This window comes from Microbacterium helvum, from assembly GCF_014779795.1.
Taxonomy (GTDB): domain Bacteria; phylum Actinomycetota; class Actinomycetes; order Actinomycetales; family Microbacteriaceae; genus Microbacterium; species Microbacterium helvum.
Window position 1 is genome coordinate 101,851 of record NZ_JACXZS010000001.1, and the last position, 13,400, is coordinate 115,250.

Consider the following 13,400-nt stretch of genomic DNA (forward strand, 5'->3'; position numbering starts at 1 on the left):
GCGTCAGCCGATGGGCGATTGTGAGCATGTATTGACATACTCACAATTGCCAGGCTAGATTGGCGGGGAAGAGACGACCCCGAAAGGCGCGCCATCATGGAACGAATCCCCCTCGCCATCGTCGGCAGCGGAGGGATGGGCACGCGGCATGTGTTCGGCTTGGCCGAGCTCGAGAGGGCCGGGCTGAATCCATTCGATCTCGTCGCTGTGTGCGACGTCGACAACGCGCGCGCGGAGCGTCTCGCAGACGAAGCCGCCGGGCGCCTCGGACGACGGCCGGCCGCTCACACCGACCTGGAATCCGCACACCGCGCCGGCGCGGCGGCGATCGACATCACCACTGTGCCGAGGTTCCATCACACGCTCGCCGCCGACGCGATCGCCCTCGGTCTCGACGTGATGGTCGAGAAGCCCGTCGGGTTGACGATCGCCGCCGCACGCGCGCTCAGGGCCGAGATCGCGGGGACGGATCGGATTCTGAGCGTGGCCGAGAACTTCCGCCGCGATCCCACGAATCGCCTTGTGAAGGCGCTCATCGACGAGGGCGTCCTCGGCGACCTTCGCTACTTCCACCAGAGCTCGGGCGGCGGCGGCAATCTCATGGCGATCTCGATGTGGCGTCATCTGAAGGACGAGAGCGGCATCCTGTTCGATGCCGGCACCCACTACACCGACCTGATGGAGTACTACCTCGGCCCTGCCACGAGCGTGTACGCCCAGATGCGGCTGTTCGAGAAGACGCGCTTCAACCCCGCCGCGACCGGCGGCGCACCGGCATCGAACCCCGGCGGAGTGTACGGTCAGTCCCAGGCGGCGATGCCGGCCGAATTCACGGCCACCGCCGACGACGCCCTCTTCGCCATGGTCAACTTCGAATCCGGCGCCATCGGTCAGTATGCGGAGAACCGTGCCGAGCACGGACGGCCGGGCTGGGCCCGCAGCCTTCACGGCTCTGCCGGCGCGGTCGAGATCCCCAAGGACCGCAGCGGCGAGCCGCTCGTCCTGACACTCGACGGGACACGCACCTATGCCGGCGCCGAGATCCTCCCCCTCGCGCCGGGCTTCCGACTCGACGATGCGACCGCGGCGCTCTTCGGCGGCGCGCGGGCGACGGCATACGGGCTCGACTTCGAGACCGTCGACCGGCTGCTGCTGGCCATCGAGTACGCCGAGTTCGGCTCGTGTATCCGTTCTCGCACGAAGCCCGAGGTCGGGCTCGACGAAGGACTGCGCGCGATCGCCCTCTGCTACGCGATGATGGAGTCCGGCGCGGCAGGGGGCACGATCGTGACGATCGACGACGTGCTCGACGGCGCGGTGCGCGAGTATCAGGCCAGCATCGACAGCGCGATCGGCGCGAGCTTCTGACACGATGGAGCGCTTCACTCCCGTCGTCGACGGCGTCTTCCTGCTGAAGGTCCCCTTCACGGGGGTGTGGACCGGGGTCGTCCTGGTGCTCGGCGACGGTGCTCCGATCCTCATCGACAGCGGCGGCGGCGCCGAGACCGTGGACTCGACGATCGTTCCGGCGCTGGCCGAGCTCGGCCTCGGGCTCTCCGACATCGGCTGGGTGCTCGCCACGCATATCCACGGCGACCACGTCGGCGGCATCGCGCGGATGCGTGCGCTCGCTCCATCGATCAGGGTCGCCGTGCTGCGCGAGTCCGACGCGCGCATGCGCGAGCCTCTCGCCTACAGCCGCGAGATCCGCGCCAGGTTCCCGGAGCACAGTGCTCCGCCGCCGCCCGTGCTCGATGGCGTCGAGCCCGACCGTCTGCTGGACGACGGCGACATGGTCGGTCCCCTCCGCACGATTCACACCCCCGGCCATGACACCGACGCGGCGTGCTTCCTCGACATCCGTACCGGGACGCTCATCACCGGCGACTCGTTGCAGTTGAACGGCACGATCTCGCAGGGGTGCGCACTGCTGTTCGATCCTGCCCGCTACCTGGCGTCGCTGCAACGGCTGCTGAGCCTTCCCGTGCACAACATCGTGTGCGGGCATCCCTATCTTCCGCTGGGCGAGATCGCCATCGGCGACGACGCCGCGCGCCGGTTCCTCGCAACGTGCATCGGCTGCTACGAGCACGATCGCGGATTCGTGGCCGGGATGACGCGTGCCGGCGTCACGGATCCACTCACCGTCGCGCAGGCACTGGTCGCCGACGTCGGCGGCGTCGAGCCCGCGAAGATGTTCCTGCCCATGCACACCGTCGCCGCCTATCAGTACGCGGCACAGAGGGAGCACGTATGAAGACCGTCCTCATCACGGGAGCATCGCGCGGGATCGGCGCCGGATGCGCCCTGGCGTTCGCGCGCGACGGGTATCACGTCGGCGTCAATCACCGCTCATCCGCGGACGGCGCCGAGAGCATCGCTCGGCAGTGCCGCGAATTCGGCCGCGAGGCAGAGGTGTTCGCCGCCGACGTGTCGGACTCGACCGCGGCCCGGGCGATGGTCGACAGCTTCGTGGATCGCTTCGGACGCATCGACGTGCTCGTCAACAATGCCGGTGGCGCCCTGCGGATGCCTGCCGGCGGGTTCGTCGAGATGCCCGTCGACTACTGGGACAGCCAGATCGCGCTCAACCTCAGCGCTGCGGCGTACTGCGCGCAGGCCGCCGCGAGGTCGATGGTGGCGCAGGGCATCGAGGGAGCGATCATCAACATCTCTTCCATCCACGGCGACGTGACCTGGGTGCGCCGCAAGGCGCTGCCGTACTCGGCGGCGAAGGGCGGACTCAACATGATGACGAAGTCGCTCGCGGTCGAGCTCATCGCGCACGGGATCAACGTGAACGGCATCGCCCCTGGCCTCATCCACACGAAAGCGCTCGACCGCTACTCCGAGCGCGACCTCAACGGCTTCAACCGCAAGATCCCGTTCGGCGGCGGCGGCACCCCCGCCGACATCGCCGAGCTCGCCGTGTTCCTCGCCGACAAGAGCAAGAGCCGCTTCATCGTCGGTCAGACGATCACCGTGGACGGCGGGCAGTCGATCGACGGCTCGATCGACTCCATGCTGGACGATTCCTTCTGAGGCCTGACGAGCTGACGGCGAACGGGCGCTGGGTGGTCGACGCGACCACTCAGCGCCCGTTTCGTGCGGTCAGCCAGCGGGTGTGAACCCGCTGACCTTGTCGCTGAGCGGGATCGGGTTCACGCTGATCGTGTACTCGGTCGCCAGAGGTGCGGGATGCCCCGACCCGTCGCCGATGCGCAAGCCCTCCGCGTCAGCGACATACGGCTCGATGAACGCGTACCGGGCCGTCTGGGTGTTGGGGCCCGGACGGGCCTGGAACAGGAACCAGTCGGTGCCCTCGTGATCGACGAAGTTCGGGCCGGTCCCGGTTCCGGTGACCTCGGCGTTCTTGCTCATGATCGGAGTCGGGTTCTTGACCCAGTTCGCGGCATCCATGGGATCGCCGCCCACGTACTTCAGATAGCCGATCGCGTAGTGGATGGTCCAGTAGCCGCTTGCGGAGTACGCCAGGTACACCTCGCCGTCATGCCCGTAAACTGCCGTCCCGCCCTCCACGACCTTCGGCCACCACTTGGTCGGGTCACTGGTGTCCTGCGCATAGCCCTGCATCTCCCAGTCGTACTCCGACCGGGTGATGACCGTCGGCTCACCGGTGAGCGTCCACGGGTTGACGATGCGGCTCATGTTGATCGTCTGGTGGAAGTCGGCTGTCCCGCGGCCCACCTCCGCGACGTAGGTGATGAACGTCTCGTCCGCCACGCGCATGAGCGAGATGCCCGCCACGAAGCTGTGGAAGTTGAAGTCCGGGTCGTCCGCATTCGTGATCCGGCGGGGCTCGTTCACTTCACCGGTGACGGGGTCTCCCCAGCGGCCGAACAGATCGTCGCCGTCGAGCGCCTTCAGCACGTACTGCCGCTGCCCCTCTGCCGCGGCCTCACCGAGTTCGGCGGCGGACAGGTACAGGTACCATCCGGCGTTCGCCTCGCCGACCTCGTCCGCCGAGAGGTGATGGATCTCGGGCGACCACAGGTTCGCCATATCGTCCGGGGCGAAGATGACCGACCCGACCGAACTGCCGAGATCGGCGGGGTTGGCAACCTTGTGCAGCTCGAGCGTCGCCCCGCCTGTGGCGATGAAGTAGTACTGCCCGTCGTGCGTGAACATGTACGGATCCGCGGCGCGCACGAGGGGATTCGCGAACGTCAGCTCGCCATCGGGCACCGACTCCGAAACTGCCTGATCGACATGCAGGGCGCTGGTCATCGAGCCGGCGAAGCCCTCCGCTCCCAGGATGTCGGTCAAGTGGCCGAACTCTCCGCCATTGACTGCGAGGTCGAATGTGCCGGCAAGCTCGGTCGAGCGCGACTTGGCCGGGGCGATCGTCGCCCAGAACTCGCCGCCGTTGACCGTGACGTCCACGTCGTAGTCCGCCGAGTAGGCGGCGCCGTCCTCTTCGTAGACGGCATACAGGCCCTGCGGGAAGGTTCCCCCGTTGATCACGGCCGATGCCGACCCCGAGCCCTTGCCCCGGTGCGCGAGCACGAGGGGGCCCGCGAACGTGCCGCCGTCGATCCGGACGTCGATGTCGGCGCCCATCGTCACGGCTTCCGTGCTATCGGACCCGCCGCGCAGGCCGGCCCAGTGACCGCCCTCGACGGTCACGGAGGTCGCCGGCGCCGGAACACTGTCGTCGCGCCCGCCGACGATTGTGAGATAGCTCTCGCCGCGTCGCGTGAACTCCGTCTCCACGCCGCTGCCGACCGTCAGCGGGTGCCCCATGCCGTACAGCGTGCCGTCGGTTCCCGGCGATTGCAGCGTCAGGTCGCGGAGCGTGGTGGGACCACCCAGTCGCATCGCCCCTTCGATCTGCAGCGCCGCACCATCGGCGGCGAAGTCGAGGTCGCCGTCACGCGAGGTCAGCACGACCTCGTCGCCGTACTCGCCGAGGTCGTATCCGCCGGCGATCGTGTAGCGGTCGGTGAGCACGACGCGGCCGTCGCCCGAGAGCGCGGCGATCGCCTCGCTCAGGTCCCCGACGGCATGGGCCGGGCTCCGGCCGTCGCCCGTGCCGCCTGAGGAGAGGTAGACCACCTCGTCGTCGCTGACGTGATCGAAGGAGCCGGCGATCTCGTCGACCAGATCGGTGTCGGCGCCGGGCAGGCGCACCAGCGCGCGCTCCGCGCCACCGGCATCGCCCCAGTCCGCCAACGACATCTCGCTGATTTCGGCGTCGCCGAGACGCACCTTGACCTCGGCATCGGCCCGCTCGAGTCGGGCGTCCTTCACTTCGCCGCCGAGGAACCTGGCCGTGAGACTCTCGGTGACACGGCCCGCAGAGGCGTGCAGAGTCTTCACCTCGCCGCCGTCGACGGTGGCCATCACACCGGCGACGTCAGCGGCATCGTCCGTGCCCGCCCACACCTCGGTGATCTCGCCACCCGCGATCGTGACGTCCGTGGTGCCGTCGTAGGGCCCGGCCAGGCCGGTGACCCCGACGACCCGGGCGAACTCGCCGGACCGAACGGTCAGCGAGGCACCCCCTCCCACGCCGACGACGCTCGCGCGGCTCCCGTGCTCGGTGCTGACGTCGTCTCCGATCACGAGATCCGCACCGTCGGCTTGCAGTTCCAGCGCACCGGCGTTCACCAGCGCCACCGACTCGAACGTGACGTCGCGTGCGAGCGCGACCTCCGCGTTCGCCGGGAACGCGATCGACGCGGAGCCGTCGCCGACGAACGACACGCGACCGGCACCGGCGGCGAGGGTGGCCGGGTCGACGTCCCAGTCGACCGGCCCGCTGATCGTGATGGCTCCCCCATCGGCAGCGAGCAGGCGGAGGGCGGTCTGCAGACTGGCGCAGGGCCGCTCCACGCTGCATTCCGTGCCCGCACCCGAGGAGCTGACGCGCACATCGGCCGTGTTCGTCGCGACGTCGAACAACGCTCGCAGAGCCGCGACTTGCTCTGCGGTGTAGTGCTGGCCGGCGAAGCGCACGGTCCGAATCGCGGCGAAGTCGAGGATCTGCTGGTGGCGCTCTTCGCCGCCCCACGCGTTCTGCGCCTGGATGGCATCCCATTCCACGCCGTCGAGCGTGAGGTCGACGTCTTCCACGACATTGTTGATGTCGATGGTGTTGATGTGACCACCGCTCAATGCGACGCCGGCGCCGCCCACGAGGTAACGGGTCACGTCGCCGCCGGTGTGCAACGCACCCACGCGGCCGCCGGTCATCGTGATATCGGTGCTGCCCGAGTAGTGGTTCTCCAGTGATGCCCCGAAGACCTCCTGGATGACACCGCCGTTGATCGTGATGTGCGACGTGCCGGTGTAGGTCTGCGTCCCGACGCCCTTCCCCCGGCTGAATCCCGCCACCTTGTAGAAGGTGCCCGAGTCGATCGTGATGTGAGAGTCCGCGCCGAGCGTAAGGTCCTCGTCTGAGGGACCGTGATACCCGCCGACGACGAACACCTGGCGCTTGCCTTCGGCATTCACCATCGTGACCCCGTCGCCGAAGGCGATCGGATTCCAGTTCGCGGCGAAGACCGCCCACTGCGAGGTCTGGATGTCCAGATCGGCGAAGGTCGTCGGCCCTGACAGGTTGTATTCGATGAATTGTTCGTCGGCGAAGATCAGACGCCCTGGGTAGTCCGTGGTGCCGTCAGAACTGGTGATGAGGATCTCGCCGGAGTGCTCCGGCTCCGAGATGCTCTTGATGAGCCGGTACTGGCCCATGAGGACGATCCGTCCGCCGTTCGGGGCCACTTTGGGCAGGGCTCCGGTCAGCGTGCGGACGGGGTCGTCCGGGCTGGTGCCGGAGTTGCGGTCATCGCCGCTGACCTGGGCCACGTAGATGACCGTCTCCTCCTCGGCCGACGCCGACGCGGCTGACAGCCCGGAGAGGGTCAGGGCGAGAGCGGCGACGATCGCCGCGAGGATGGTGGATACGCGCTTCATCGGGGCTCCACGGTGGTGTCGGTGATATGGAAAGGCGTGGTCACCCGGAGGTAACGGACAGCGTCACGGTCTTCGTGACGATCGCGCCGGGTTGGATGGTCGTCGCGGTGTCGGTCAGCGCGCGGGCTCTGTGCACACCGCTGGGGTACCCGCTCGCCGGCTCCAGCGCGAGCGAATGGGCGGCTCCGTACCAGGGGTAGTTCTGCCGGCCGCCGGCCTCATACCAGTACCAGGCGAACGGAAAGTCGTGTCTGCTCCACGCGAGTTCCACACCGAGACCGAGCTCCGGATTGTGGATGCGTGCACGCACGTGCTCGTCGTCGAACGATCCGAGGAACGCGAGCCGGGCCACCCCGCTGCGGTCGGCGGCCAGGCGCGAGAGATCGTGACGGGAGCCGTCGACCTCGGTGTGCTCGGGCCAGCGCCGCGGCGCTTGGGTGGGCGGAGTGTCGTCGGGCAGGTCGGGGTGCACCGCGCACCCGGTGATCTCGACCGTCGTCGACGGACCGATGAGCGGCTCGCCGAAGGCCGGATGCTGGCACCAGAGGACGTCGACAGGGCGCGCGCCGACATGCGTCACCGTCTCGGTGACGGTCACGCGATTCTCGGCGACCCTCACCTCCTTCGTCACGGTGAACGGACTGCGCGCCAGGGACGTCGTCATGCGGACGCCGCCCGGCATCGCCTCTGCGGCGAAGGGAGCAAGCCAAGTCTCACCATGGAACCCCCAGTCGACCCCGTGCTCGACACATGCCCGACCGGCGTTCGGGAACATCGTGTTCCACCCGCCTCCTGACCGGTCGAGGGCGAGGGCCTCAGGCACGCCCGGAAGCGGCAGCGCCCACGGTGGCCGTAGGCCCCACCGCGGGGTCCACAGCAGCTCCACGCCGCTCGCGCGGTCTCTGATCGACGACACGTCGCCGCCTTTGCCGGGGATGACGGTGACATCGAGCTGCTCCGTGGAAAGCCGCCTCGCCTCCCACCCCGAGACTGTGGTGATCCGGTGCTCCATGGCTGCGGTCGTCATCGCTTCTCCATTCGTTCCGTCAGCGCAGCCCCGCGCGCGCCATCGACCGCATGAACTGCTTCTGGAAGATGAGGAAGACGATCAGGATCGGGATGAGCGACGACACCGAACCCGCCAGCGCAGGTCCGAGCGAGACCGTGCCGTCCTCGGACATGAAGCGCGTGAGGCCGAGCGGGATCGTGTACTTGGACTCGTCGGTGATCATGATCAACGCAGTCTCGTAGTCGTTCCAGGTCGCGTCGAAGATCAGGATCGCCAGCGCCGCGAGAATCGGCCGCGCCAGGGGCAGGTAGATGTAGAAGAAGATCCGCCACTCGCCGGCACCGTCGATGCGCGCGGCCTCTCCGAGCTCACGCGGCGCCGAGGCGAAGTGCTGCCGGAGCAGGAACGTCGAGAACACCGAGGCGAGACCGGGCAGGATGAGCGCCCACAGGGTGTCGTAGAGGCCGATCTCCTGGAAGAACATGAACCGCGGGACCAGCAGCAGCTGTCCTGGCACCATCGAGGTCGCCAGGAAGGCGATGAAGAGCACGTTCTGGCCCTTGAATCGGAGCTGGCCGAAGGCGTAGCCCGCGAGCGTGACAACCGCGAGCTGCCCCACGATGGTCGCCAGCACGACGAGCGTCGAGTTGGAGAAGTAGCGGACCATCGAGCGCTCGCCGGTCCAGACGTTGATGTAGTTGGTCCACACCAGCGGGTCGGGGATCCACTGCAACGGGAGCTCGAAGATGTTGACGCTGTTCTTCAGCGATGACGAGAGCATCCACAGGAACGGGACCAGGAACAGGAACGCGATGAGGAACATCACCGCGCCGCGTGTCCAGTAGGCGAAGCGCTCCCGGCGCTTGCGACGCCGGTATCCCGGTCGGAGCTCGATCTTCGGCTGCTGGGCGGCCTCCGCGCTCATAGACGAAATCCTTAGTTGTAGAGTCCGCGGCCGCGCTGCAGCCGGAAGAAGAAGACCGATATCACCAGCACGCCCAGCATGCTCATCACGCCGATGGCGGCGGCGTAGCCAAAGCGGTAGGAGTGGAATCCGACCTCGTACATGTAGTACGAAAGGACGGTTGTCGAGTCTCCGGGGCCACCGGCGGTCATGAACTGAATCAGACCGAAGGCCTGCGACCGCCCGATGAACGACGTGATGAGAAGGAAGGTGAGGATCGGCACGAGCCCCGGCAGAGTGACCGTGGTGAACTTCCGGAGTGCACCCGCGCCGTCCAGCGTGGCTGCCTCATAGAGGTCTTCCGGCATATCCTGCAGCGCCGCGATGACCAGGACCGCGACGTACCCGGCACCGATCCACACGGACATGAGCACGATGGCCGGCAGTGCCCACTCCTGCGAGACGAACCACTTCGGAGGGTCCGAGAATCCGAGAGTGCGGAGCGTGTCGTTCACGATGCCCGACGTCGGGTGCAGCAGCAGCAGCCACACGGTGCCCGCCGCGACCGTGTTGACCAGCGCCGGAAGGAAGAAGATCGCCCGCAAGAGGCCACGGGCGGGCAGCGGACGGTTCAGCGCCAACCCGAGCACGACCCCCACGAAGACCGTGAGGGGCGTCCCGACGCCGGCGTAGAAGAGCGTCCGGCCGATGGACGACCAGAACATCGGGTCGCCCATCAGCTCCTGGAAGTTCGCCAGGCCGACCCAGCGGATGCCCTCGATCCCCGAGACCACGTTCCAATCGGTGAAGGCGATGAACAAGCCGGCGAACAACGGAACGACGAGGAAGAGCGCCACCCCGATGACCGTGGGCAGAAGGAAAAGCCAGGGAGTCCACCATCGGTAACCGTTGACGAGTGCTCGCGGCTGACGGCGGGGTGCGGACAGGAGGGCCGAACGCGGAGCCCGGCCCCCCTGTGTCGTCACATTCTCGGTCACAGTCATAGGCACGATGCTCTCAGCGCGCCTTGTCGATCGCTTCGTCTGCCTTCTGCTTCAACTCGGCGATCGCATCGTCCACCGACTTCGTCCCCAGCCTCACTTCGCTCTCGATCTGAGACTTGAGCTGCGAGATCTCGGTATAGGCCGGCGTGAGCGCACGCACAGACAGTGGCGGCTCCTCCGTGAAGAACGTCTTGTCGAACGCCTCGATGTCGAAGAGCTCCTCCGCGTCAGGCCCGAACAGGTTCTCGTACATCGTCGGCGAAGGGTCCTCGAACTGCTTGGGCGAGACCTTGCCGGCGGTCGTCATGTAGTCCGCGCCCTCGTCCATCCAGTACTTGACGAAGGTCCAGGCCGCAGCGGGGTACTCCGTCTTCGCCGAGATCTGCACGTCGTCCCCGCGGACGCCGGGGTTGAAGTATGGCTCCCCCTCGCTGGGGGCGGGGTAGGGCCGGAACGTGACACGGAAGTCGTGCGGATACTCGGCGAGGTTCTTGGCGTATCGGATGACGTTGTTCCCGTCGATCATCATGCCGAAGGTGCCGTTGAGGAAGTAGTTCTGCGCGTAGCCGCCGATACCTTCCGCCAGGATCCGCTCCTGCGTGAAGATCGATCCGTCCTCCTGCATGTCCAGCACGAGTTCGAGTTCGTCCCGATACGACGGGTCATCGAAGTTCGACTCCTCGCCGCCGTCCTTGTAGAGGTAATCGCCGCCGAGCGTGGCAGGGAACGGCTTGGGTGCGTTGTAGGCGCCCACCTCGAAGCCGGCGTCTTTGAACGCCTGCGCCACCTCGTGGTAGTCGTCCATCGTCCAGTCGAAAGGCACGTCGATGCCCGCCTTCTCGATCGCATCCTCGTTGATCGCCACGTAGTTCGGATACATCGAGGTGGGGATGGAATACAGCTTGCCATCGACCAGTGTGCTGATCGGCGGGTCCTCGGTGAACATCTTCAGGTCGCCGTCCTGGCTAGCGAGCTCCGTCAGATCCATCGCGAGGCCGGCCTCCGAGCGGCGCACGACGTCCACCGTGCCGTAGGAGAAGAACACGTCGATGGGGACGCCACCCTGCAGCGCCGTGTCCAGCTTGAGAATGCCCTCCGCGTCGTTGACGAACCGGACGTACTCGACGTCGATGTCGGGGTACTTCTCCATGAACGCATCGATCAGGGCCTGCGGTCCCATCTCGGGTGCCACACCGCCCCAGACGACGAGCGACCCCTCCTCGGCCGTTCCCTTGTCGACGGGAGAGTCGCTGCTCTTGCCGGCCGTCGGATCGCCGCCGCCTGCGCCGCACGCTGGGAGCAGTGTGATAGCAGCCACGAGTGCGAGCCCCTTGAACACCATGCCGCGCCCGCTGGCCCGCACGTCCTTTTTCCTCACCATTTCTTGACCTCCTTGTCGAGACGGATTCAGTCGACCGGGTACGCCCCTGAAGCCATTGCCCTCAGCATATGAAACGACACCCGTATGTGTCAATGTCCTTATGTATTTACATTTAATGATCGCTCACCCCGAGCGGTGCGATGGGCTCGCCGAGAGGCTCGGGCTGGATCGACCCGTCGATGACATCCAGACCGCGCTCGAGCTCGGTCCAGTCCTCCAGGGTCTGGAGCACCTCCAGCCGGAAGGCCGTCGGCCACGCCGGCAGCCACTCGCACGGGTGGAACTCGGTCACCACCGGTCGACCCCAGCGCGTGTGGAAGATGGCCTCGTCCTGCGACCCTGCCGGGCGCACCCGGCCCCGGACCGCAAGCGTGCCGTCCGAGATACTCTGGCTCGCACCGACCCAGAGTGCCAGCGCGCGTTCGCGCCACTGATCGTCCCCCGTGACCTCCGCGAGCTCGAAGAACGACAGCACGTCGTGCAGCGAGTACTGGTCGACCGCGGTGTGTGCGGTCGATACCGACGTCATCCCGAACGTATCGATGCCGACCTCGTGGAGCAGACTGCCATGGGGGTACTGCACGGTGAAATGCATCATCCAGGTGCTCAGATACCAGGCCGTCGTCTCCGCAGCCTCGACAAAGCGGCGGTCCCCGGTGAGCCGGTACAGGCGCAATGCCGAGATGAGCAGCGGACTGGAAGACTCCTTGTCGATGCAGTACGTGTCGAGCGCGCCCGCTGTCGTGTATCCATCGCGGAGCAGTTCGCCGTAGTAGAAGTCGAAGGCGCGCATGGCGCTGTGCAGGTACTCGTCCTCGCCCGTGACCTCGTATGCCTTGAGCAATGCGGGAACCAAGAAGCAGCCGACCGTTCCGCCCTCGCGGAAGACGCTCCCGTCGGGGTTCCAAGCCTTGGCGAACTGACCGTTCGGCTTCTGCTCACGCCGCGCGAAGTCGCAGATGCCTAGGGCGACGCGCTTGTACTCGGGCCGGGGCATGTCGATCCTCTCCGCGAGTTCGTATGCCGACAGCAGGTGCTCTGCAGCACCGCCGAGGTTGCAGGCATCGATCGGAAAGATGCGCTTGCCGTCGGCTCCGGTGACGAACTCGGGATGGTACTCCTCGTACGGGAGCTCCTTACCCGGCTGCTTGCTCTGCTCGCGCTTCTCGACGGCGGACTCCAAGACACCGTCCTGCTCGGGAGACAGGCTGAACTTGATGCGGATCATGCCGTTCGGGAGCGCGAACCGGCACCAATGGTCGAGCACGCTGAGCGCCTTGTCACGGGCGTCCTCATCGCCGCTGCGCAGATACTCCTCGAGGAGCGCGAGCGACAGAAGTGCGCTCTGACCGACCCACCCGATCTCGTACTTGGAGATCCGCGCCTTTCCGAATGCGGTGATGTCGTCGTGCCATCCGCATCCGCGGTTGATGCTGATGAAGCCGTCCGCCTCTTTCGACCACAGGAACTTCGTATAGGCGATGCTGAGTTCATACAGACGCTGCGGCCCGAACGGCTCTCGTACGGCGTGACCGTAATAGCGGAACGCGAAATCGAGCAGCGGCGCATAGTCGAGGTGCGGGCGGTCCACCGCGAACCCGCCGATGATCGCTTGGAAGGTCCGCCGTGGCTCCATCGATCCCTCGTAGGCGTCCTTCCAGAAGTGGCGATGCAGGACCTGCGGGCCTTCGACCTCCGGCCACAACAGCGAGTGCCGCTGCACGTCGCCTTCGCGGGTGAGCGAGCAGCTGACGGCATCGTCGAGCGCACCGGTGAGCACGACGGCTTGACCGGTCGCGGCCGAGTATGTGCACGCGGGGACGGTGCAGCGGTGCCACGCCCAGGTCCACGGAGTGCCGTCCGCGGCACGATCCCCCACATACTCCGGCGTATCGCCCCAGCCGTTGCCGTCGTAGCTGATGCCCGGGACCATCGTGTAGTCCGGCGTGAAGGTCGTCTCGATCTCCATCCTCATCGAGTCGGTCGGCTCGTCGCACACCCGCTCCCACAGCCAGAACCCGTCCTCGATCGGGGTGAAGCTGTCGGTCGCGCCCGCACGTGGCAGCACTCGCAGGATCGGTGCGCCGTCGCGCCGCAGCGTCCACTCATCGGCATCGGAAACGAACTCGTACGTGTCGGTGGTCATCATCGCCCTTGCGTGTG

General features: G+C 66.8%; 9 protein-coding genes. 3 read left to right on the forward strand and 6 right to left on the reverse strand.

Going from position 1 to position 13,400, the window contains the following annotated elements; all coding sequences use genetic code 11:
- The first annotated feature begins 96 nt into the window (after positions 1 to 96).
- Genes IF188_RS00535 through IF188_RS00545 form a run of 3 tightly spaced genes read left to right on the forward strand, consistent with a single transcriptional unit; the run spans position 97 to position 3,042 of the window.
- On the forward strand, positions 97 to 1,368 hold the full coding sequence (locus IF188_RS00535; RefSeq protein ID WP_191169840.1) for a Gfo/Idh/MocA family protein: 1,272 nt from the start codon (positions 97 to 99) through the stop codon (positions 1,366 to 1,368).
- 4 nt (positions 1,369 to 1,372) lie between these two features.
- On the forward strand, positions 1,373 to 2,257 hold the full coding sequence (locus IF188_RS00540) for an MBL fold metallo-hydrolase (RefSeq protein WP_191169841.1): 885 nt from the start codon (positions 1,373 to 1,375) through the stop codon (positions 2,255 to 2,257).
- Positions 2,254 to 3,042, forward strand: a complete 789-nt coding sequence (locus IF188_RS00545) for an SDR family NAD(P)-dependent oxidoreductase (protein WP_191169842.1) — start codon at positions 2,254 to 2,256, stop codon at positions 3,040 to 3,042. Before IF188_RS00540 ends, IF188_RS00545 begins: the two co-directional genes overlap by 4 nt.
- A gap of 69 nt (positions 3,043 to 3,111) precedes the next feature.
- Here the strand turns inward: IF188_RS00545 and IF188_RS00550 are convergent, their stop codons facing one another.
- The 6 genes from IF188_RS00550 to IF188_RS00575 form a co-directional block, all read right to left on the reverse strand.
- Positions 3,112 to 6,939 carry a family 43 glycosylhydrolase gene (locus IF188_RS00550; protein ID WP_191169843.1) on the reverse strand — a complete coding sequence of 1,276 codons (3,828 nt, stop codon included), beginning with the start codon at positions 6,937 to 6,939 and terminating at the stop codon, positions 3,112 to 3,114.
- Positions 6,940 to 6,979: 40 nt separating this feature from the next.
- A complete protein-coding gene (locus tag IF188_RS00555; protein WP_191169844.1) occupies positions 6,980 to 7,966 on the reverse strand; it encodes a DUF4432 family protein in 987 nt (328 codons plus the stop codon).
- 19 nt (positions 7,967 to 7,985) lie between these two features.
- Positions 7,986 to 8,873 carry a carbohydrate ABC transporter permease gene (locus tag IF188_RS00560; protein WP_191169845.1) on the reverse strand — a complete coding sequence of 296 codons (888 nt, stop codon included), beginning with the start codon at positions 8,871 to 8,873 and terminating at the stop codon, positions 7,986 to 7,988.
- Between the two features lie 11 nt (positions 8,874 to 8,884).
- On the reverse strand, positions 8,885 to 9,709 hold the full coding sequence (locus IF188_RS00565) for a carbohydrate ABC transporter permease (protein WP_318152683.1): 825 nt from the start codon (positions 9,707 to 9,709) through the stop codon (positions 8,885 to 8,887).
- A gap of 160 nt (positions 9,710 to 9,869) precedes the next feature.
- Positions 9,870 to 11,237 (reverse strand): ABC transporter substrate-binding protein, encoded by a 1,368-nt coding sequence (locus IF188_RS00570; protein WP_191169847.1) that lies wholly within the window; start codon positions 11,235 to 11,237, stop codon positions 9,870 to 9,872.
- A 112-nt stretch (positions 11,238 to 11,349) separates the two neighbouring features.
- On the reverse strand, positions 11,350 to 13,383 hold the full coding sequence (locus IF188_RS00575; protein WP_191169848.1) for a hypothetical protein: 2,034 nt from the start codon (positions 13,381 to 13,383) through the stop codon (positions 11,350 to 11,352).
- Between the last annotated feature and the right edge of the window lie 17 nt (positions 13,384 to 13,400).

Excerpts from the sequence above, each read along its gene's own strand:
- IF188_RS00535 (WP_191169840.1), top strand. The coding sequence starts at position 97 with ATGGAACGAATCCCCCTCGCCATCGTCGGCAGCGGAGGGATGGGCACG.
- IF188_RS00540 (WP_191169841.1), top strand. The coding sequence starts at position 1,373 with ATGGAGCGCTTCACTCCCGTCGTCGACGGCGTCTTCCTGCTGAAGGTC.
- IF188_RS00545 (WP_191169842.1), top strand. The coding sequence starts at position 2,254 with ATGAAGACCGTCCTCATCACGGGAGCATCGCGCGGGATCGGCGCCGGA.
- IF188_RS00550 (WP_191169843.1), bottom strand. The coding sequence starts at position 6,939 with ATGAAGCGCGTATCCACCATCCTCGCGGCGATCGTCGCCGCTCTCGCC.
- IF188_RS00555 (WP_191169844.1), bottom strand. The coding sequence starts at position 7,966 with ATGACGACCGCAGCCATGGAGCACCGGATCACCACAGTCTCGGGGTGG.
- IF188_RS00560 (WP_191169845.1), bottom strand. The coding sequence starts at position 8,873 with ATGAGCGCGGAGGCCGCCCAGCAGCCGAAGATCGAGCTCCGACCGGGA.
- IF188_RS00570 (WP_191169847.1), bottom strand. The coding sequence starts at position 11,237 with ATGGTGAGGAAAAAGGACGTGCGGGCCAGCGGGCGCGGCATGGTGTTC.
- IF188_RS00575 (WP_191169848.1), bottom strand. The coding sequence starts at position 13,383 with ATGACCACCGACACGTACGAGTTCGTTTCCGATGCCGATGAGTGGACG.